Annotated in this window: 17 protein-coding genes and 2 pseudogenes; 8 read left to right on the forward strand and 11 right to left on the reverse strand. The window is 58.0% G+C overall.

All coding sequences use genetic code 11. The features are described 5' to 3' along the window. Positions 1-177: 177 nt before the first annotated feature. The 3 genes and pseudogenes from crcB to EIEH_RS14310 form a co-directional block, all read right to left on the reverse strand. Entirely contained in the window at positions 178-567 is a 390-nt protein-coding gene (gene crcB / locus EIEH_RS14300; RefSeq protein WP_015869931.1) for a fluoride efflux transporter CrcB, read from the reverse strand. Positions 568-846: 279 nt separating this feature from the next. Beyond that, positions 847-1,614 carry a transcriptional regulator ExuR gene (gene exuR, locus EIEH_RS14305; RefSeq protein WP_015869933.1) on the reverse strand — a complete coding sequence of 256 codons (768 nt, stop codon included), beginning with the start codon at positions 1,612-1,614 and terminating at the stop codon, positions 847-849. A 153-nt stretch (positions 1,615-1,767) separates the two neighbouring features. Further along, positions 1,768-2,994: pseudogene (locus EIEH_RS14310) on the reverse strand (MFS transporter). 485 nt (positions 2,995-3,479) lie between these two features. Between EIEH_RS14310 and uxaC the strand changes: the two are divergent. From uxaC to EIEH_RS14330, 4 genes are all read left to right on the forward strand, one after another. After that, complete coding sequence (uxaC, locus tag EIEH_RS14315; protein ID WP_015869938.1) at positions 3,480-4,889, forward strand: glucuronate isomerase; 1,410 nt, start codon at positions 3,480-3,482, stop codon at positions 4,887-4,889. A gap of 106 nt (positions 4,890-4,995) precedes the next feature. Then, entirely contained in the window at positions 4,996-6,474 is a 1,479-nt protein-coding gene (locus tag EIEH_RS14320; protein WP_015869939.1) for a tagaturonate reductase, read from the forward strand. Positions 6,475-6,492: 18 nt separating this feature from the next. Further along, on the forward strand, positions 6,493-7,983 hold the full coding sequence (locus EIEH_RS14325) for a UxaA family hydrolase (RefSeq protein ID WP_015869940.1): 1,491 nt from the start codon (positions 6,493-6,495) through the stop codon (positions 7,981-7,983). A 49-nt stretch (positions 7,984-8,032) separates the two neighbouring features. Beyond that, complete coding sequence (locus EIEH_RS14330) at positions 8,033-8,554, forward strand: YgjV family protein (RefSeq protein ID WP_015869941.1); 522 nt, start codon at positions 8,033-8,035, stop codon at positions 8,552-8,554. A 113-nt stretch (positions 8,555-8,667) separates the two neighbouring features. On the opposite strand, the gene sstT is transcribed toward EIEH_RS14330, so the two are convergent. Together sstT and EIEH_RS14340 are read right to left on the reverse strand one after the other, a co-directional pair. Next, positions 8,668-9,909 carry a serine/threonine transporter SstT gene (sstT, locus tag EIEH_RS14335; protein WP_015869942.1) on the reverse strand — a complete coding sequence of 414 codons (1,242 nt, stop codon included), beginning with the start codon at positions 9,907-9,909 and terminating at the stop codon, positions 8,668-8,670. Positions 9,910-10,257: 348 nt separating this feature from the next. Beyond that, entirely contained in the window at positions 10,258-11,226 is a 969-nt protein-coding gene (locus EIEH_RS14340; RefSeq protein ID WP_015869943.1) for a TerC family protein, read from the reverse strand. A 384-nt stretch (positions 11,227-11,610) separates the two neighbouring features. On the opposite strand from EIEH_RS14340, the gene EIEH_RS14345 reads away from it, so the two are divergent. Continuing rightward, on the forward strand, positions 11,611-12,519 hold the full coding sequence (locus tag EIEH_RS14345) for a DMT family transporter (protein WP_015869944.1): 909 nt from the start codon (positions 11,611-11,613) through the stop codon (positions 12,517-12,519). A gap of 28 nt (positions 12,520-12,547) precedes the next feature. Here EIEH_RS14345 and EIEH_RS14350 read toward each other — a convergent pair whose 3' ends face one another. Then, positions 12,548-13,528, reverse strand: a complete 981-nt coding sequence (locus tag EIEH_RS14350; RefSeq protein ID WP_015869945.1) for a Gfo/Idh/MocA family protein — start codon at positions 13,526-13,528, stop codon at positions 12,548-12,550. Positions 13,529-13,583: 55 nt separating this feature from the next. Beyond that, entirely contained in the window at positions 13,584-14,087 is a 504-nt protein-coding gene (locus EIEH_RS14355; protein ID WP_015869946.1) for a M48 metallopeptidase family protein, read from the reverse strand. 77 nt (positions 14,088-14,164) lie between these two features. Between EIEH_RS14355 and rlmG the strand changes: the two genes are divergently transcribed. Next, on the forward strand, positions 14,165-15,310 hold the full coding sequence (gene rlmG, locus EIEH_RS14360) for a 23S rRNA (guanine(1835)-N(2))-methyltransferase RlmG (protein ID WP_015869947.1): 1,146 nt from the start codon (positions 14,165-14,167) through the stop codon (positions 15,308-15,310). Positions 15,311-15,488: 178 nt separating this feature from the next. Beyond that, positions 15,489-16,646, forward strand: coding sequence for a pyridoxal phosphate-dependent aminotransferase (locus tag EIEH_RS14365; protein ID WP_015869948.1), 1,158 nt, complete (start codon positions 15,489-15,491; stop codon positions 16,644-16,646). A gap of 41 nt (positions 16,647-16,687) precedes the next feature. Here EIEH_RS14365 and qseC read toward each other — a convergent pair whose 3' ends face one another. Continuing rightward, entirely contained in the window at positions 16,688-18,052 is a 1,365-nt protein-coding gene (gene qseC / locus EIEH_RS14370) for a quorum sensing histidine kinase QseC (protein WP_015869949.1), read from the reverse strand. Continuing rightward, positions 18,052-18,711: a quorum sensing response regulator transcription factor QseB gene (gene qseB / locus EIEH_RS14375; RefSeq protein ID WP_015869950.1), complete on the reverse strand. Its 660-nt coding sequence runs from the start codon at positions 18,709-18,711 to the stop codon at positions 18,052-18,054. Before qseB ends, qseC begins: the two co-directional genes overlap by 1 nt. A gap of 212 nt (positions 18,712-18,923) precedes the next feature. Here qseB and EIEH_RS14380 point away from each other — a divergent pair, with 212 nt between their 5' ends. Then, positions 18,924-19,325 (forward strand): YgiW/YdeI family stress tolerance OB fold protein, encoded by a 402-nt coding sequence (locus EIEH_RS14380; protein ID WP_015869951.1) that lies wholly within the window; start codon positions 18,924-18,926, stop codon positions 19,323-19,325. Positions 19,326-19,383: 58 nt separating this feature from the next. Here EIEH_RS14380 and EIEH_RS18600 read toward each other — a convergent pair. Together EIEH_RS18600 and EIEH_RS14385 are read right to left on the reverse strand one after the other, a co-directional pair. Continuing rightward, positions 19,384-19,497 (reverse strand): annotated as a pseudogene (locus EIEH_RS18600) (formate acetyltransferase 3); the annotation flags it as partial. A gap of 19 nt (positions 19,498-19,516) precedes the next feature. After that, complete coding sequence (locus EIEH_RS14385; protein WP_107775195.1) at positions 19,517-19,924, reverse strand: helix-turn-helix domain-containing protein; 408 nt, start codon at positions 19,922-19,924, stop codon at positions 19,517-19,519. Positions 19,925-20,090: the final 166 nt, after the last annotated feature.

Here is a 20,090-nt window from a genome sequence, read left to right on the forward strand (position 1 = left end):
CAGATACAGATAGAAAAATAGGCGTCCACTTTAGCAAAATCGCCCACATGGAGACAGCACAAAATGGGGGATTCCTGGCCAAATTAGGTAGAATCCTATGCTTTTTATCCAGCAATTTTATCTTACAAAATCGCTGGAGTGGACGGATATGGCGCGGATTCCCTGCTGTCCGGCGCGTCAGGCACTGCGGGAGAGTAACAGATAATAACCTGCGCTCACGGCCGCCATACATAGGATCAGATTGAGCACGACGTTCAGCATCGCCTTCACCCAAAAACCTTCGCTAAACAGAGCGAACGTATCGAAAGAGAAAGTGGAAAAAGTGGTCAGCGCGCCGAGAAAGCCAACGCCGATCAGCGGGCGCCAGTGCGGAGCGATTAGGGTACCACTGTTCAGCATTGAGACCAGCGCGCCCATGATAAAGCAGCCAATGACGTTGACCGTGAGCGTGGCGTAGGGAAAACCGTCGCCAAACCACGAACTGAACCAGTTAGTGATTTGAAAACGGCTAATGGCACCGAGAGCGCCGCCGCAGGCGACGACCAGCAGCGTGAGACCATAATTCATGGCAGACTCCTTTACAAATCTAAGCTGGGGGGATGCGTAGGCCACGGAAAACGATTCCGCCGGGCAAACACATGCCGCCCATTAATGGGAAACACACCGTTTTGCCAGGCGTCATCAGCATAGGATTAGGCGAGGTCGCTCGCTATGACAGCAGTGCGACCGATATCGGCTTGTGTGACCGGCTATCCCCGACAGTTTTTAATTCATTTGTTGAATTAAAGGTGGAACATCATCACCGGTAGATATTATAGGAGCCTATTTATTTCAGATACAAGGGAATTACTTGCCGCTATTGGCCACCGCGTCAAGATGCACGACAGGGTTCTCGGCAAACAGGTAGCGATCGACGTTGAACTCAAAGTCGTCTGTCGTGGCGTGAAACAGCATCTGCTTGGTGTTCTCCAGGTGCTGCCACATGGCGATCTTGGCACCATAGGGATCTTTACGGATCAGCGCCTTAAGAATTTTATCGTGATCCTCGCACCAGCTCTCGATCGATTTGTCGTCGATATGCTCGTGCAGCTTTAGCCAGTAGGGATTATGGGTGCGCTGGCTCCACATCTTTTCTACGATGGTGGCCATGGCGCTATTCTGGGTTGCCAGAGCCACCTGGACGTGGAACTTGAGATCCCACTCCGAATCGCGGAATCGATCCTCCTGGCGCGCCCGTTCCTGAATCTCCATCAGCGCGACGATATCCTGCTTGGTGACCTGGGTGGCGGCAAATTCGGCGATATTGCTTTCAATAAGCTGGCGTGCCTGCAGCAGTTCGAACGGTCCTGCACTGGCGAATTCAATGGTGTTGTCCGGCTGAATCAGCGACTTGGGCTGATTATTGATGACATGAATGCCAGAGCCTTTACGCACCTCAACATAGCCTTCGACCTCCAGCATAATAATGGCCTCCCGCACGACAGTACGACTGACGTCCATCTCTTCAGCGATAAAACGCTCGGCGGGCAACTTATCGCCGACGGGATAAACGCCGCCTTCAATACGTTGTGTCAGTTCGGCTGCAAGCTGTTGGTAGAGTCTCGTGCATTCCATATTCGTGCTCGGCTAGGGTTGGTAACGCGGGTGGCGTGGTGCCACAGTGCGAGTTGTTATACCACTTTCATCGGGCAGTCTCCAGCGGCAAGCACATAGAGTGTGAGCCTTCGTGGACAAAATCCTGTGACATTGATCGGTTAGACGTTAGCGTTAGCCGGGCAGGAGCGACAGTGGATCGTTGGCGGTACAGTTTTGCAGTACGGTCCAGATGATCAGGACGTCCAATAGATCAAAGACGCCCAGCGTGGCTAATCGCGGGCTGAAGTCCAGAGTATTGGTCAATGTGCTGCTCACCAGGGCAAACAAGGTACTGACGGTCCAGGCGGCCATACCTGTCAAGCCGTTGGCCGTGGCGGCCTCATTGCGGTCAAAGATATTGGAGGAGAGAGTGATCAGCGAGCCAGAGAGCGCCTGATGGGCAAATCCCCCGATGCACAGGAGGGCGATGGCGATATACGGGCTGCTGAACAGACCGATCATGCCGGGGCCAATCATCAGCACGGCACCTATGGTGACCACCAACTTACGGGAGGCGGGCAGGTTGAATTTGAAGTACTTCTGAAACAGTGGAGTCAGGGTAGCCGCCGATGACGCAGCCCAGATCGGCGAACAGCACTGGTATCCAGGCGAACATGGCAATCTCTTGCAGATTGAATCCATAGGCCTTAAACATAAATAGCGGGATCCCGGCGTTAGAAGATACCCCTGTCGGATTCTGCGAGAAGGCGCGACAGGGAGATGTCCCAAAACAGGCGGTTATGCAGAATCTGCCAGGCCGATATGTGGGTCGCGTTATCGCCATTATTCTGAGCTGCTTGGTCGCTCAGAATGTACTGACATTCTTCGTCGCTCCGGCGATTCTGACCCTTGGGCTGTTTGTAGAGGAGTAGAGGATAAGTCGACCGATCGCTCACAGCATGCTCAGGGCGCCGGTAATGATAAAGGCCATTTCCAGGCGGTGGATCATGATGGTGGAGCCTACGTTGCAATAACCGACGGCGATAGATCGCACTTTGGCCGGGAATCACCCTGAAGAGGTTTTCAGTCCCGCCGGGATCATGGAGGGCTAGTCCATCCCTACCGCGCAGTGGGCAATGACCAGCTCACCCCAGCTGTTGGCCGTCAGCGCCGTTCTTATGTCCAGATAACAGTAAAAACCGCATAGTCGATTTGGGTACCCAAGGGATCCAGCATGTACCCGGCCACGGGTTGCATGATGGTATCGCAGGCAGAGTAGGTCGCGATGATGTTGGATTGTGATACGCAGGGTGTCTTCCACGCGGGTGCGGCAATGGCGTTGCGCGTCAGATAGCCTAGGACCACACCAATGGTGACCATACCGATCATGTACCGTCCTAACCCTTTAATTTTACATATTTAAATTCGCCCCCCGTTTAATGTATTACCGATAGTGCACGCGTAACGGATACGGGGTGGCCAAGATCCATATCTGCGTCAGTGGTACGGTAATTGACTTTCCTGCTGGAAAAACATGGGGCGTATACCGCGTGTTCCCGTGGCCCTGACAGTGGCTGGGGGAGGGCTCGTCTGTGGATTATTGGCCAAACCACAATAGGTTAAATTGGTTGGCCATAAGCCGAGTTGGTGCGATGAGTAAGATGACTTGTCATACAGATTGAAAGGTTGAGAACTATCACAAAAACTACAATTGGATTGCTGAATAATAAGTTGGATGTTCATGGTAGTGGGCTAAATAACACTTTTAGCGCCGTGGCACGACGTTTTTTGTCATGCAGTCCGCAAACCTGGATAAAGTTCTAGACTAAATTTTGAATTGGTGTGATAACTTCTGCCAGTGCACCCCGTGCGAGTGCATCAACCGCATCTGAGGAACCCTGATTATGTCTCCGTTTCTGACTGAAGATTTTTTACTTGATACCGAATTTGCCCGCCGTTTGTACCACGATTATGCGGAAGAACAGCCTATTTTCGATTATCACTGCCACCTGCCACCGGAGCAGATCGCCGAAAACTATCGTTTCAAAAATCTGTATGACATCTGGCTGAAAGGTGACCACTACAAGTGGCGTGCGATGCGTACCAACGGGGTTGCGGAGTGTTTTTGTACCGGAGAGGCCAGCGATCGTGAGAAGTTTCAGGCTTGGGCCGAGACGGTGCCGCATACCATCGGTAATCCGCTGTACCACTGGACCCACCTGGAGCTGCGCCGCCCCTTCGGCATCACCGATACGCTGCTGTCTGCCACGACGGCCGAGGATATTTGGACCCGCTGCAACCGAATGCTGGCGGAGGATAGCTTTACGGCACGCGGCATAATGGGCCAGATGAATGTGAAGATGGTGGGCACCACCGACGATCCGATCGACGATCTGCGCCATCACCGGACGATCGCCGCTGACAGCAGCTTTACCACGAAAGTGCTGCCGAGCTGGCGCCCGGATAAAGCGTTTAACATCGAGGCCGCGCTGTTTTCTGACTATATCGTTAAGTTGGGCGCTGTTGCCGACGTCGATATTACCCGCTTTGCCGATCTGTGTCAGGCGTTGAAGGTGCGCATGGATCACTTTGCCGCTCACGGTTGCAAGGTATCTGACCACGCGTTGGATGTGGTGGTCTACGGTGAGGCGGATGATGCAACTCTGGATGGGATCCTGGCCCGCCGTTTGAGCGGCGGTACGCCGGGCGAGATCGAGGTTGCGCAGTTCAAGACGGCCGTGCTGCTGTTCCTGGGTTGCGAATATCGGAGGCGCGGCTGGGTACAGCAGTACCATATTGGCGCGCTGCGCAACAACAATACGCCGATGTTTGAGCGTCTGGGGCCGGATATTGGCTTTGATTCGATTAACGATGCGCCGGTTGCGCAGCCGCTGTCGCGTCTACTGGATGCCCAGAGCCGCAATGGCGGGCTGACGAAGACCATCCTGTACTGCCTGAACCCACGCGATAACGAAGTGCTGGGGACCATGATTGGCAATTTCCAGGGCGAGGGGATGCCGGGCAAGATGCAGTTTGGCTCTGGCTGGTGGTTTAACGATCAGAAGGATGGCATGCAGCGTCAGATGACCCAGCTGGCACAGCTGGGGCTGCTGAGCCGTTTTGTGGGAATGCTTACCGATAGCCGCAGTTTCCTCTCTTATACCCGCCATGAGTATTTCCGCCGCATCCTGTGCCAGATGATCGGTCGCTGGGTCGCCCAGGGTGAGGCACCTGCCGATATTGCCCTGCTGGGTAGCATGGTGAAGAACATCTGCTTCGACAACGCGAAAAGTTACTTCGCCATTGAGTTGTAATCGTTGACCTACGGTAGCCGGCGTTCTTCGCCCGCTGCCGCTGAATCCAAATTTGACTGTTACGGGCCGCCGCAGGGTGGAGGGCCCGCTATTGAGGTAGTTCCTGATGCAAACCCTGAACCGTCGTGATTTTCCAGGCCGTCAGCACCCGGATAGAGTGATCCAGTTTGGCGAGGGAAATTTCCTGCGCGCCTTTATCGACTGGCAGCTGGATCTGTTGAATGAACATACCGATCTGGATGCGGGGATCGTGGTGGTCCGCCCAATCGACAGCGATTTCCCGCCGTCACTGAACAGTCAGGACGGCCTGTATACCACCATCGTGCGCGGATTGAACGAACGGGGCGAGGCGGTATCGGCCAGCCGGGTGATCCGCAGCGTTAACCGTGAATTGAACGTCTATCGCGAGTTTGATGCATTTCTGGCTCTGGCGCGCGATCCGAACATTCGCTTTGTCTTCTCCAATACTACGGAGGCGGGTATCAGCTATGCGCCGCAGGATCGCCTGAGCGACACGCCGCCCTCCAGCTTCCCGGCCAAGCTGACGCGTCTGCTGTATGAGCGCTTTTGCCACTTTGATGGCGCTGCGGATAGAGGCTGGGTACTGCTGCCCTGTGAACTGATCGATTACAACGGTGAGGCCTTGCGTGAGCTGCTGCTGCGCTACGCCGGGCAGTGGGATCTGCCGCCGGCGTTCACCGTCTGGTTGACTGAGCACAATACATTCTGTTCAACCCTGGTTGACCGCATTGTCACCGGATACCCACACGATGAGGCCACGTCACTGTGCGATGAACTCGGCTATCAGGATAGTTTGCTGGATACCGCAGAATACTTTTATCTGTTTGTGATTCAGGGGCCGCAGTGGCTGGCGCAGGCGCTGTGCCTGGATGCCTATGCCGCCGCGCAGGGGCCGTTGAATATCCGAATCGTAGAGGATATTCGCCCTTATAAAGAGCGTAAGGTGGCGATTCTGAACGGTGCGCATACGGCGCTGGTTCCGGTGGCTTACCTGGCCGGTCTGGATACCGTGGGTCAGAGCATGGACGATGCCCTGGTGGCCGCGTTTGTGACGCAGACGATCGCTCAGGAGATCGTCCCGCAGCTGGATCTGCCCGCCGAGGAGCTGAGTGCCTTTTCCGCGGCGGTGATTACCCGCTTCCGGAATCCCTATATTCAGCACCAGCTGCTGTCGATAGCGCTGAACGGGATGACCAAATTCCGGACCCGGATCTTGCCTCAGCTGCTCTCTTACCACGCCCGTCAGGGCACGGTGCCGGTACGCCTGAGCTTTGCGCTGGCGGCGCTGATTGCCTTTTACCGCGGCGAACGTGACGGCCAGCGCTACCCGCTGCAGGATAATGCCCATTGGCTGGATTTTTACGCCGCCAGCTGGCAGGCGGTGCGCGCAGGGGAGCAGACGCTGGAGCAACTGGTCTGCGCGGCGTTGGCGCAGTCGGCGCACTGGGGCGAGGATCTTAACCGCATCCCCGGACTGAGACAGCAGGTGAGCGGCGCGCTGCAGGCCATTGAACAGCAGGGAATGCGTGCCGCGCTGAGTACGCTGCTGGCATCATCTTGTTAACGGAGCGGACTGAGTCATATGCAAAGTATCATTAAGATCCACCCTCAGGATAACGTGGCGGTCGCCCTGCGCGATCTTGTGTCCGGAGAGACGATAGCGTTGGACGACGGGGCGCTGACACTGCGCGCCGCGGTGCAGCGCGGGCACAAGGTGGCGCTGTGTAGCCTGGCGCCGCAGGCGATGGTGATTAAGTATGGTCTGCCGATTGGCCATGCGTTGATGGCCATCGCCGCCGGCGATCACGTGCATGCCCATAACCTGCGTACCAACCTCAGCGATCTGGACAGTTACCAGTATCAGCCGGACTTTGCCATACCGACGTCACAGCCGACGGATCGCGCGATCTCCCTGTATCGGCGCGCCAGTGGCGAGGTGGCCATTCGCAATGAGCTGTGGATCCTGCCGACCGTCGGCTGCGTCAATGGCATGGCCCGTCAGATGCTGCAGCGCTTTCTGCGCGAAAGTGACGGGGCGCCGGAGATCGATGGCGTTCATCTGTTTACCCATCCGTTCGGCTGTTCACAGCTGGGCGATGACCACCAGAATACCCGTACCATTCTGCAGAATATGGTGCGCCACCCGAACGCCGGCGGCGTTCTGGTGGTCGGGCTCGGCTGTGAGAATAACCAGATCGCGGCGTTTCGCGAGACGCTGGGCGACTATGATCCGGCGCGGGTGCGTTTTCTGGTATGCCAGCAGCAGGATGATGAGGTTGAGGCCGGTATGGAGGCGCTGCATGAGCTGTATGGCGCCATGCGCGGCGATCGCCGGGAGCCGGGCCGTCTCAGCGAGCTGAGGTTCGGTCTGGAGTGCGGCGGCTCGGACGGTTTCTCCGGCATCAGTGCCAATCCGCTGCTGGGGCGCTTTTCCGACTATGTGATAGCCCACGGCGGCACCAGCGTACTGACCGAGGTCCCGGAGATGTTCGGCGCGGAGCAGATCCTGATGAGCCGCTGCCGTGATGGGGAAACCTTTGAAAAGACGGTAGCGATGGTCAACGATTTCAAACGCTACTTCATCGACCATCAGCAGCCGATCTATGAGAATCCCTCGCCGGGCAATAAGGCCGGCGGCATCACGACCCTGGAGGAAAAATCCCTCGGCTGTACCCAAAAGGCCGGACAGAGCCAGGTGATGGATGTACTGCGCTACGGTGAGCGTCTGCGTATGCCGGGACTGAACCTGCTCAGCGCGCCGGGAAACGATGCGGTCGCCACCAGTGCGCTGGCCGCTGCCGGATGCCATATGGTGCTGTTTAGCACCGGACGCGGCACGCCATACGGCGGCTTTGTGCCGACGGTAAAGCTGGCGACCAATACGCCGCTGGCGGTGAAAAAACCGCACTGGATAGACTTTGACGCCGGTCAGCTGCTGCAGGGCAAGCCGATGGAGCAGTTGCTGAGTGAGTTTATCGATCTGATTGTGGCGATCGCCGACGGCAGACAGACCTGTAATGAGAAGAATGACTTTCGTGAGCTGGCCATATTTAAAAGCGGTGTAACACTGTAACCGCCATCGGATCGCGGGGCGAGCTCCCGCCCCTTAAGGGATTAATTATATGAACGGTGAGCTTCTGTTTGCCCAGGGGGTAGGCGTCGTCGCCTTTCTGATCGGGATTACGACGTTCTTCAACCGCGATGAACGCCGTTTCCGGCTGCAGCTGGCGCTGTACAGCGCGATCATCGGTGCCCATTTTTTTCTGATGGGCGCCAGCGCTGCCGGGATGAGCGCCGAGTTGAACGCGATCCGTTCGGTGGCGACGACACGCACGCGCAATGTCTGGATTATGGTGCTGTTTATTGCGCTGACCCTTGGGCTGGGCAGCTGGGAGCTGAAGCACCCGGTTGAAGTTTTGCCTATCGCGGGGACGATTGTCAGCACCTGGGCGCTGTTCCGCTGTCGTGGATTGGTCACTCGCTGCCTCATGTGGTGCTCCACCGCCTGCTGGGTGATCCACAATCTGTGGCTGGGCTCGCTGGGGGGCTCGCTGATAGAGGGCAGCTTCCTGCTGATCAATGGCTATAATATCGTCCGCTTTTACCGTATGCAGCGGCGCGGCATCGACCCCTTCCGCTCGTAGCCTTCAACGAAACGCCTTCAGGAAAAAATAAATATCTACCGGCATAGCCGTGGTTTTCAATATACAAAAAAACGGGCGCCGCGGAGCCCGTTCCGTTATGCCATGCCGTGGGGTTATCCCAGCTCTGCGGCGCTATCGCCGGTACTCTCCTCTGCCGCCACGCAGGCGGTCGCGGTGAACAGGACGTCCGTTGAGGAGTTGAGCGCGGTTTCGCACGAGTCCTGCAGTACGCCGATGATAAAGCCGACTGCGACGACCTGCATGGCGATATCGCTGCTGATGCCAAACAGGCTGCAGGCCAACGGGATCAACAGCAGGGAGCCACCGGCGACCCCTGATGCGCCGCAGGCGCAGACTGCAGCCACCAGGCTGAGCAGCAGTGCCGTCGGAAGATCGACGCTGATCTCCAGCGTATGCGCCGCCGCCAGCGTCAGGACGGTGATGGTGATGGCCGCACCGGCCATATTGATGGTGGCGCCCAACGGAATGGAGACTGCATAGGTATCCTCATTGAGCCCCAGCTTCTTGCACAGCTCCATGTTTACCGGGATGTTGGCGGCCGAGCTACGGGTAAAGAACGCGGTCAGACCGCTTTCACGCAGGCAGGTAAATACCAACGGATAGGGATTACGTCGGATTTTCCAGAACACGATGAGGGGGTTGAGGACCAGGGCGACCAGCAGCATGGCGCCGATCAGCACCATCAGCAGGTGGGCATAGCCCCACAGGGCGTCAAAGCCGGTTTCAGCCAGGGTCGAGGAGACCAGACCGAAGATGCCCAACGGTGCAAAGCGGATCACCACGCGGACGATAAAGGTGACGCCATAGGAGAGGTCACCCACCACGCGTTTGGTGGTGTCTGAGGCATGGCGTAGGGCGACGCCCAGGCCGATGGCCCAAGCCAGAATACCGATAAAGTTGCCGCTGGCCAGGGCGTGAAACGGGTTATCCACGACGTTCATCAGCAGGGACTGCAGCACCTCGACGATCCCGCCCGGCGGGGTGATATCGTTGGTATGGCTGACGAGTGCCAGCTGTGATGGGAAGGCGAAGCTGACCACCACAGCCACCAGTGCGGCGGCGAAGGTGCCAAGCAAATACAGCAGCACGATAGGCCGCATATTGGTTTTCTGTCCCTGACGGTGGTTGGCGATGGAGGCTGCCACCAGAATGAAGACCAGCACCGGCGCGACGGCTTTAAGGGCACTGACGAACAGCGTCCCCAGCAGACCGGCGGCGATGGCGCCGGATTGGGAGAACGAGGCCAGCGCAATCCCCAGTACCAGCCCTACCAGGATCTGTCCGACCAGGCTACCGCGTGTAATGAAACGCACGAATCCAGAGTGTTTTTCCATAATCGATTATCCACTTGTTATATTTTTGGATTACATGTCACCCATGCAATCTGTAACTAAATGTGTTTGCTATCCCAGTATAGGGAAATCGATCCAATTGGGAACGCTGAATTTATAAAATTCTGCCGCTACGCCATAAATTTAACGTTGAATTTACCTTCAATTATATTCATTCGCGATCGCATCGAGATATAGGAGAAAAATCCAACCGTGTTCACGTGGAAAAATAAAAATAAGATGAATTTTCTGAAAAATGGCTATATCAAAGAATTATTCTATAGATGTTGCGGGTGTTCTGACGTTTTATAAGGTAAAACTCCCCGATATTGGCATACCGGGGAAGGCGAGTTATCGGAGAGCGCACGATGTGCGGCGATGGTTGACCCAGGCGTTGATCAGTAGAGTCAGCGCCAGGATCCCGGCGACGATACCCAGAGAGAAGGCGATGGGAATATGGTAGAAATCGACGATCAGCATTTTGATGCCGATGAAGGTCAGAATGGCTGCCAGCCCGTACTTTAACAGGGTAAAGCGCTCGGCCACGCCGGCCAGCAGGAAGTACATGGCGCGCAGCCCCAGAATGGCAAACAGATTGGATGTCAGCACCAGGAACGGATCGGTGGTCACAGCAAATATTGCCGGAATGCTGTCGACGGCAAAGATCACGTCGCTCAGCTCGACCAGGATCAGCACCAGCAGCAGCGGGGTGGCGAACAGCATACCGCTGCGGCGGGTAAAGAAGTGCTCGCTTTCAATGCTGTCGGTCATCCGCAGGTGGCGGCGTAGCCAGCGTACCAGCGGGCGTTCGCCGAGATCGCCTTCGTCATCGCGGGCCATGGCCATCTTAACGCCGGTAAACAGCAGGAAAGCGCCAAACAGGTAGAGGATCCACTGGAACTGGGTCACCAGCCAGCTACCGGCGAAGATCATTACCGTTCGCAGGATTATCGCCCCCAGTACGCCGTAGACCAGCACCCGGCGCTGCATGCTGGCCGGAACGGAGAAATAGCTGAACAGCATCAGCCAGACAAAGACGTTATCGACCGCCAACGCCTTTTCGATCAAATAGCCGGTGAGGAATGCCAGCGCCTGCTGATTGGCCGCCGCCCGCCCCAGGGTTTCACTCAGATAGAACCAAAGACCGGCGTTGAACAACAGCGCCAGGCTGACCCAGACCAGCGACCAGACTGCGGCCTGGCGCATGGTCATCGCCTGGGCGCCACGCCGTCCCTGCAGCAGTAGATCGATAGCCAGCATAATCAGGATGATCAGGGCGAAGCTCCCCCATAGCCAGGGGGTGCCAACAGAGTTGAGCATGGAAGTCTCCTATAAGGTTAATCAATAACGGGTGTTGGAGGGCGGACACCGTGCGTGCATTTATTAACCACGCGTTGCCTGTACCTCGCCTTCCGGCAAGGTCTCACTTACAACGCATCCACGGGCGGGAACCCGTGGGGTTGCCCGGCAACCGGGTGCTGTGCACCGTAATGACGATTAACCGGCAAATAAGAAGTTACTCCCCTTTGCTGCGCAAAAAATAATGCAAAATGTGTCATTGGTCAATCCCTGTTCGCTATCCCGGATAGGTATGAACCGCTCTTCTCTCAGATCGAGATGGCATAAGTAATTAGGGGGTTATCCATGCATCGTCAGGCGGAAGCCGCTATAGTTCCTGTTGGATAAGAGAGGGGTGGCAATGTCATGGAAGTTGCAAGAAAAACCAATCTACTGGCGATAGCGGGCCTGATCGCCCTGACGCTGATCTGGAGCTACAACTGGATTGCGATGAAACAGGTAACGCAGTATATCGGGGCGTTCGACTTTACCGCGCTGCGCTGCGTCTGCGGCGCGCTGTTGCTGCTGCTGGTACTGCGTCTGCGCGGACACGGTATGCGGCCGACGCCGTTTGGCTATACGCTGGCCATCGCGCTGCTGCAAACCTGCGGTATGGTTGGGCTGGCTCAGTGGGCGCTTATGAGCGGCGGTGCCGGTAAGGTGGCGATCTTAAGCTATACCATGCCGTTTTGGGTGGTGATCATGGCCGCCCTGTTTCTTGGCGAGCGGATGCGGCGCCTGCAGTATGCCGCGATTGCGGTAGCGGCCTTGGGATTGCTGCTGGTGCTGCAGCCGTGGAAGCTGGATCTCTCCTCGCTGAAAAGTGCGCTGCTGGCGGTGCTCTCCGGCATCAGTTGGGGGGCGAGCGCCATCGTGGCCAAACGTATGTACGCCCGCTATCCAGGCGTTGATTTGCTGGGGCTAACGACCTGGCAGATGCTGTATGCCGCCGTGGTGATGAGTGCAGTGGCTTGGCTGGTGCCGCAGCGCAGTGTGGACTGGCAGCCCTATGTGTTCTGGGCGTTGGCCTACAGTGCGATTCTGGCGACGGCGCTGGCCTGGAGCCTGTGGCTGTTCGTGTTGAAAAACCTGTCGGCCGGGATCGCCAGCCTGAGCACCTTGGCGGTACCGGTCTGCGGGGTACTGTTTTCCTGGTGGCTGCTGGGTGAGGATCCGGGCCCGGTAGAGGGGAGTGGTATCGTGCTGATCGTGCTGGCGCTGGCGGCGATTAGCATCAAGAGGCAGGGGCCTCAGGCGCAGAGCACCCGTCGATAGCGCTGGGCCGTTGGCGGTCGGCGCGGTATCAGGCGCGATCGGCGGGAAAGACGACCCCGGTTTGGCGGCGTATCTCGTCCAGCAGGCGGGCTGTGGTGAGCGTGCGCGCTACCCCGGCATGGGTTACCCGGCCCTCTCCTATCAGGCGGGCGAAAGCCTGTGCTTCATACTCCATGGTATTTTCACGCTGAATAACGCCTATCTCTTGCGCCGCGCCGCCGCGCGGGATCAGGGTTACCCGTTGACATTGGGAGAGGTGCTCGATCACCAGGCTGCCCTCTTCCCCCTGGATCTCGCTGGGCAGCGCCGAATCGCTGACTTTGGAGTGAAACAGCACGACCTCAAGACCGGGATAGTGCATGGCGACGTGGCCATGGGCATCAACACCGGAGTCCAGCAGTACCGCCCCGGCGCTTACCCGCTGCGGCTCGCCGAACAGCGCGACGCCGCTGGCCAGGCAGTAAAAACCGATATCCATGATAGATCCGTTGGAAAAGGCCAGGTTAAAGGTATTGGGGTTTTCACCGTTGAGATAGCGGGGATAGCGTGAGGAGTATTGGCAATAGTTGAGAAAGGCCTTGCGCAGGCGCCCAAGGTGCGGCAGCGCGCTACGGATGACGTCAAAGTTGGGCAGATAGGCGGTTTTAAAGGCTTCGAAAAGAATGACGCCGTTGGCGCGGGCGCAGTCGAACGCGCGCTGGGCTTCCGCGTGGGTTGAGGCCAGCGGCTTCTCACAGATGACGTGCTTGCCATGGCGCAGCATCAGCAGCGTCTGGGCGCAGTGCAGGGCGTTAGGGCTGGCGATATAGACCGCGTCGACCTCCGGGCTGCAGGCCAGCGCCTCAAGGCTGTCAAAGCAGTGCACCGTCCCGTAGGGCGCGGAAAAATCGGCGGCTTGCTCCAGGCGGCGTGAATAAACGGCGCTGAGGCGATACTGGCCGCAGGCCAGCGCGGCATCGACAAAGCGCTGGGTAATCCAGTTGGTTCCGATGATAGCGAGGCGGATCATGACACTCTCCCTGAGGATAAAAATTACCCGTCAGGCTAACACACTCGCTGTACGATCAATATACGCTTCCCTCAACATCCAGGCAGGTCAGGTAGAGCCGGGCATCAAACTCCAGCTGGTGGTAGTTGGGCTCCATATGGCAGCACAGACTGTAGAAGGCCTTATCGTGATTTTTTTCGCGCAGATGGGCCAGCTCATGCACCACGATCATTCGCAGCAGGGCCTCCGGCCCCTGGCGGAACAAGCTGGCGATACGGATCTCCGCTTTGGCCTTCAGCCGGTTGCCCTGAACGCGAGATACGGCGCGGTGCAGGCCGAGCGCCTGCTGGATCACCTGAATGCGGCTATCGTATTGCACCCGGCTAAGGGGTGGGGTATTGCGCATATAGTGATTTTTCAGGCGTTGTGCATAGTCATATAAGGCCCGGTCCGTCGTGATCGCATGGCGCTCGGGGTAGCGGCGCCGCAGCGTATCGCCCAGGCGCTTTTGCTCCAACAGGGTACGAACCTGCGCCAGCAGGGGCTCCGGATATCCGACCAGGTAACTCAGGTGCGTCATTTGGCCCTCCTTCAGGTACAATGGCGGGCTATTGTACTTTATGCCCGCCTACGGCGGGGCACTTTTGCGGAGGGGCGATGAGCCAACTCGAATCCAGCGCCGGTTGTCCGGCTATCACCGACCTGACGCTGGCGCGTTTTCCCCATCAGTCTGACGATCCTTCCCTGCAGGCCTGGGAGGCCGCAGACGAATACCTGCTACAGCAGATCGATCCGACCCAGGCGCAGGGACGCCCGACCATCATCTTTAACGATGCCTTTGGCGCGTTGGCCTGCGCTCTGCACGCTCTGCGTCCCTACTCGGTGAGCGACTCCTACGTCAGCCAGCTGGCGACGCGCCATAATCTGCAGCTTAATGATCTGGACGGGGATGCCGTTACCCTGTTAGACAGCCTGAGCCCACTGCCGGAGGCCCCCGCGCTGGTGGTGATTAAGCTGCCTAAAATGCTGGCGTTGCTGGAGCAACAGCTGCATGCGCTGCGGGCGGTGGTCGCGCCGGATACCCGTATTATCGCCGCGGCCAAGGCGCGTGATATTCATACCTCGACCCTACAGCTGTTTGAGTCGATCCTGGGGGAGACACATACCTCTCTGGCGTGGAAAAAGGCCCGCCTGATTTACTGTCAGGTGGCTGAGCGCACGGTGATACCGGCGCCGGCTACGACCGTTTGGCCACTGGAGGGTACACCTTACACCATGCATAATCATGCGGGTGTATTCTCCCGTGGCAGTCTGGATATCGGTGCGCGCTTTTTCCTGCAGCATCTGCCGGAGGGGCTACAGGGCGAGGTGGCCGATCTGGGCTGTGGCAACGGCGTACTGGGGCTGGCGGCGCTGAGCGGCAGCCCGCAGGCCCGGGTACTGTTTGCCGATGAATCCTATATGGCGGTGGCCTCGGCGCATCTGAACGTGCAGCATAACCGTCCGCAGGATTTGGCGCGCTGTGAGTTCTGGGTCGGTAACGGGCTGGCGGGGCGCGAAGGCGGCACGCTGGATGCCGTGCTGTGTAACCCGCCGTTTCATCAGCAGCATTCGATTACCGATCAGGTGGCGTGGGACATGTTCGTCGCCGCGCGTCGCTGTTTGAAACGCAATGGGGTGCTGTATATCGTCGGCAACCGTCACCTGGACTATTATCCGAAGCTGCGCCGCCTGTTTGGCAACTGCACCACTCTGGGAATGAACCGTAAATTTGTGGTGCTCAAGGCGGTGAAAACGGTCTGAGTACCGCCTTGGCTGAGGTAAGAAGACATTAAAATCGAATCATTATTTGGTTTGGTATAATCTTGGTTATGCTGAGTGTGGCTATCCTCATCCCATCGTTATCCTAATATTTTTCCCGGCCCGACCGATGCGGGGCTGCCTCCGCATCGGTCGGGCCGGGCAATGAAAGGATGTTACCATGGATCGTCGCACCCTGCTTAAATCCTCCGTCGCCCTGCTGGGCGCGCTGTCGCTCTCTGGCCAGGGCGCGCTGGCCCGGGTGCCGTCTGTCGCCCAACGGCCCGCCGCGCCCGATGCTGACCATCCTCTGGCACTGAATTTTAACGAGAATGCCCTCGGTATGTCTGCCCAGGCGCGCCAGGCGATCGTCGCCGCGTTGCCCGGGGCCTTTCGTTATCCCGATGCGGCGCGGGAGGCGCTGATGACCGCGCTGGCCAGCGAGATGGCACTGACGCCGGCCCACCTGTCGTTGGGCAATGGCTCCTCGGAGTGTATTCGCGCTATTCTGCAGGCGCAGGCGATCGCCGCACAGCGCCGGGGAAGGGCGGTGCAGCTGGTGGTGCCGGATCCCACCTTTAACTACGCAGAGCTGTGTCTGCAGCCGCTGGGTGTCGAGGTGGTAAAGGTGCCGCTGGATGCGCAGCTGGGGTTCCCGCTGGCAGAAATGCAGCGGCGCACCCGCGCGTTTAACGGCCTGTCGCTGGTCTATCTGTGTAACCCAAATAACCCGACGGCGACCCTCACCGCGGCCGATGCGCTGGCGGCGTGGATCACCCAGGCACCGCCGGATACCTTCTTTGTCATCGATGAGGCCTATGCCGAGTTTGTCAGCGATCCGGCCTTTCGCAGCGCTGTGACGCTGGTGCAGGCGGGGTATGAGAACCTATTGGTGACGCGCACCTTCTCTAAGCTGTATGCGCTGGCCGGGCTGCGGGTGGGCTACGGGGTCGCGGCGCCGTCGGTCGCCGTGCAGAGTAATGCGTTGATGTCGCTGGATAATATCAACAGCGCAGGCGCCGCTGCGGCGCTGGCCTCCCTGCAGGATCGCACCTTTGTGGAGCACAGCCGCAAGACAATGGATCTCTCGCGGCAGATCGTGTGCGCGGCGCTGGATAAGCTGCAGCTGACCTATCTGCCGTCGCAGGCCAACTTTATTTTTCATCAGGTTAACGGCGATACTGCGCGCTATCAGGCGCGAATGAAGCAGCACCATATCCTGGTCGGGCGTCCATTCCCTCCGTTAAATAACTGGAACCGTCTGACACTGGGCACACCGCAGGAGATGCAGCTGTTTGTCGCGCAGCTGCACGCGTTCCGCCGTCAGGGGTGGGTTTGAGCCCCGGCGAGTCTTAGGGCGCGTTTCGGTGGGCGCGTCACTTACCAGCGCAGCGTGACCTGAAATCCCCCACCCGGTGCGTGGCTGAACTGTACCTGCATTTCGTGCAGAGAGGCTATCTGACGGACGATGGAGAGACCCAGTCCACTGCCGGTTTTCTCCTGGCCCGGCGGGCGGTAAAAGCGCTCGCCCAAGCGCTGCAGCACGGCATCGCTGACGCCGGTGCCATTATCGGTGATCTGCAGCCTATGGCTGGTCAGTCTCAGGGTGACCTGGCTGCCTGCCGGGCTGTAGCAGATCGCGTTATCCAGCAGGTTGCGGATCAACAGAGAGAACAGCAGCGGCTGGATACGTCGGCGCACCTTGGGATCATCCACCGACAGCGCCAGAGCAACCCCGGCAGCATGGGCCTTCGCGTCCATGTCGATCACCGCTGTCTGTAGGAGCTCGGCCAGCACCCGTGGCTGTACATCATCCAGCTGGGACAGCGAGTCGAGGCGCGACAGGGTCAACAGCTGATCCACCAGCCTGGTCGCACGATCGATACCCTGCTCCAGCTGGCCCAGCGCACGCTGACGCAGGGCGATATCATCCTGCGCCAGTTGTACCACTTCGGCCTGAACCCGTAACGCCGCCAGTGGGGTTCGTAGCTCATGGGCAGCGTCAGAGGTAAAGCGCCGCTCGCGTACCATCTGTGCATTGGTTCGGGAAAACAGGGTATTGAGTGACTCTACCACCGGCCAGACCTCGCTGGGGATGGCATCGCGGGGTAACGGGGTGGCATCGTCCGGGCGGCGGCGTCCCAGCGCCGCTGCCAGTCGGTGCAAGGGAGCCAGTCCGCGGCTGACCACCAGCAGCAGCAGGATCACCATGACCGGCAACGCCACCAGCCAGGGTATCATCTGTCCCCCGACGATGCTCAGCGCCATGTCGTTGCGATAGTCCCACTCCTGGCCGACTAAAATCCGGTAGCGCCCGTCCGGGGTAGTGAGCCACAACAGTCGCCAGCTGTCATCGTCGTTATCCAGATAGCCATCGGTAAAGCCGTCCCCCTGGTAGCGATACACCAGATTATCGCCGTTGTCCCCATCGTTGAGCAGCATGCGTCCATCGGCATTGAAGATGGCGAACGCCAGCGCGTCCTTGTCCTGATCACCGCGGTGCTTATGTAGCAAATCATGGCTTTGCGGCAGCTGCAGTGGGTGCTTCAGCTGACTGAGATCAAAGGCCAGCAGGCGCTTGGCAAACAGCATCTGCTGGGTATCGAACAGCTCGTTGAGCGCATCGCGCGTCTGATACCAGGTCAGGGCGCTGGCGCTGCTCCAGACCAGCAGTACCAGGATCAAAAAGCCTCCGGTCAGCCTGGCACGCAGGCTGTGGGTCAGCTGGCGGGGAAGATGGCGCATCAGGCGTCTCCCAGCGTGTAGCCAACGCCGTGCACGGTGCGGATAAAGTGGCTGCCCAGCTTGCGGCGCAGGTGGTGGATGTGGACCTCGACGGCGTTGCTGGAGACCTCATCATCCCAGCTGTAGAGTTTTTCCTCGATCAGTGAGCGCGGCAGCACGCGCCCGGCGTTACGCAGCAGTAGCTCCAGCAGGGCGAACTCTTTGGGCTTTAGCGGCAGCGATGCACCGTCAAGGGTTGCGGTGAGGCTAAGGGGATCGAGACTCACCGCACCGTGGCTGAGTAGCGTCTGGGCCTGGCCGTGGTTGCGGCGGATAAGGGCCTGCAGGCGTGCAGCGACCTCGATCAGGGCGAAGGGTTTACACAGATAGTCGTCTGCGCCCTGCTGTAGCCCGATCACCCGCTGCTCCAGGGCATCGCGGGCGGTCAGGATCAGAACCGGCTCCGCGTGTCCGGCCTCGCGCCAGCAGCGCAGGATCTCCAGTCCGTCGATGCCCGGCAAGCTCAGATCGAGGATCACGGCGTCATAGGGCGCGCTATCCAGTGCTGTCATGCCCTGCTGACCGTCGGTAAACCAGTCCACGGTGAATCCCATTTTACTTAATCCGGCTTTAATACCGTCGCCGATCAGGCGATCATCTTCAATTAACAGTACGCGCATATGCTCATTTTCCCTTGGCTACTGCGCCCGATTTAACCGTGTGGCAAGCCTTTTGTACAGCGTTAGTGCTGCGTAATTAGCCACTATCGGCGGTGATAAAAAAATTGAGCGCTATCATACATATTTAAGATCTTGTTAAGGACTGTTTGGTGTAATGCATACATTGGCAGTCAGCGAGGCTGCTTTCTGAATTCCATAACGGGAGAATAATGATGAAAAAAGGTGCTGCTATTTTTGCTATTCTGGCCCTGTGCAGTGCACCGGTTCTGGCTCAGACAGGGGGATTCTCTGGCCCGGGTGCGATGCAACAGGCTCAGGATACCCAGCAGAGCGGCGGTTTTGTCAGCGGCCAACAGGCGGTAACCACCGTGGCGAAGGCGAAAGATCTCAGCGATAACAGTTGGGTTGTGCTGCAGGGTAATATTGAACAGCGCGTGCGCGGCGATCACTATACTTTCCGCGATGCCACCGGCACCATTGAAGTTGAGATAGATCATAAGTACTGGAACGGGCAGACCATAACGCCGAAAGACAAGGTGGAGATCCAGGGTGAGATCGATAAGGATTGGAGCACCACCAAGATTGATGTTAAGCGCCTGCATAAGATGAACTGATTAATCCAGAGAAGGTGATCATGGCGGCGCCGTTCCGGTTGGAGGGCGTCGTTTTTTATTACAGCACCTGTTCGGTATGGGTGATGATATCGTCTTGGGTATCCGTCGACAGCGCGCTAAAGAACGCCGAATAGCCGGTGATACGTACCACCAGATCGCGGTTTGACATCGGGAGTGAGACGATCACTGGATCATGCCCGCCGTGACAGTGGGCGGTTATCTCCTTTTATCTGCAGTACTTCGTAATCATTTTGCATTTTCAACCCGTGCCCGGGCGTTCCGCCTAACACCGAGCTGAGCCGAACAGCGGTTGCTGGGGTGATCCGCGAGCTGCCGTATACCAGAGAATGACAGGCTGAAAGGCTCATGTTCATTGCTCTGGCGCAAGTGATCAGCGTGATTTCATTCATGGCAAGAATCCCTCTGACGCTTTCTGCCGGGACAGGGCCTTGCAGATTTTCATACCCTTGCATCCAGCGAGCGCAGGAGCGTAGCGCTCTGCGCTCCGCCTGGCGGGCCCGTTCGTAGGCATCATCAGTTGGCATGACGATTGTTCCATTGACAAGCGTGTTCTGGTGCCCAGCCTGGTCATCAGACATGGGGTTTTGCGCCATTCTAACCTGTCACTGATGAGTGCAGGACGTGGGTAACGCGCTCATTCTGGCCACCGTTCATTTCTTTGTCCTGTATCGTTTGCGATAGTCTTCGTAGCCGGTATTATTTTGCGCACTGCATTCCAAAATTGAATTTTGCCTGAGCATTTTG

Origin of the sequence: Edwardsiella ictaluri ATCC 33202 (assembly GCF_000264785.1) — a bacterium.
In the GTDB taxonomy this organism is placed as follows: Bacteria; Pseudomonadota; Gammaproteobacteria; order Enterobacterales; family Enterobacteriaceae; genus Edwardsiella; species Edwardsiella ictaluri.

Excerpts from the sequence above, each read along its gene's own strand:
- exuR (WP_015869933.1), bottom strand. The coding sequence starts at position 1,614 with ATGGAATGCACGAGACTCTACCAACAGCTTGCAGCCGAACTGACACAA.
- sstT (WP_015869942.1), bottom strand. The coding sequence starts at position 9,909 with ATGGAAAAACACTCTGGATTCGTGCGTTTCATTACACGCGGTAGCCTG.
- crcB (WP_015869931.1), bottom strand. The coding sequence starts at position 567 with ATGAATTATGGTCTCACGCTGCTGGTCGTCGCCTGCGGCGGCGCTCTC.
- EIEH_RS14325 (WP_015869940.1), top strand. The coding sequence starts at position 6,493 with ATGCAAAGTATCATTAAGATCCACCCTCAGGATAACGTGGCGGTCGCC.
- qseC (WP_015869949.1), bottom strand. The coding sequence starts at position 18,052 with ATGCGCCATCTTCCCCGCCAGCTGACCCACAGCCTGCGTGCCAGGCTG.
- EIEH_RS14340 (WP_015869943.1), bottom strand. The coding sequence starts at position 11,226 with ATGCTCAACTCTGTTGGCACCCCCTGGCTATGGGGGAGCTTCGCCCTG.
- EIEH_RS14355 (WP_015869946.1), bottom strand. The coding sequence starts at position 14,087 with ATGACGCACCTGAGTTACCTGGTCGGATATCCGGAGCCCCTGCTGGCG.
- EIEH_RS14350 (WP_015869945.1), bottom strand. The coding sequence starts at position 13,528 with ATGATCCGCCTCGCTATCATCGGAACCAACTGGATTACCCAGCGCTTT.
- uxaC (WP_015869938.1), top strand. The coding sequence starts at position 3,480 with ATGTCTCCGTTTCTGACTGAAGATTTTTTACTTGATACCGAATTTGCC.
- EIEH_RS14365 (WP_015869948.1), top strand. The coding sequence starts at position 15,489 with ATGGATCGTCGCACCCTGCTTAAATCCTCCGTCGCCCTGCTGGGCGCG.
- qseB (WP_015869950.1), bottom strand. The coding sequence starts at position 18,711 with ATGCGCGTACTGTTAATTGAAGATGATCGCCTGATCGGCGACGGTATT.
- rlmG (WP_015869947.1), top strand. The coding sequence starts at position 14,165 with ATGAGCCAACTCGAATCCAGCGCCGGTTGTCCGGCTATCACCGACCTG.
- EIEH_RS14380 (WP_015869951.1), top strand. The coding sequence starts at position 18,924 with ATGAAAAAAGGTGCTGCTATTTTTGCTATTCTGGCCCTGTGCAGTGCA.
- EIEH_RS14320 (WP_015869939.1), top strand. The coding sequence starts at position 4,996 with ATGCAAACCCTGAACCGTCGTGATTTTCCAGGCCGTCAGCACCCGGAT.
- EIEH_RS14385 (WP_107775195.1), bottom strand. The coding sequence starts at position 19,924 with ATGTCTGATGACCAGGCTGGGCACCAGAACACGCTTGTCAATGGAACA.
- EIEH_RS14330 (WP_015869941.1), top strand. The coding sequence starts at position 8,033 with ATGAACGGTGAGCTTCTGTTTGCCCAGGGGGTAGGCGTCGTCGCCTTT.
- EIEH_RS14345 (WP_015869944.1), top strand. The coding sequence starts at position 11,611 with ATGGAAGTTGCAAGAAAAACCAATCTACTGGCGATAGCGGGCCTGATC.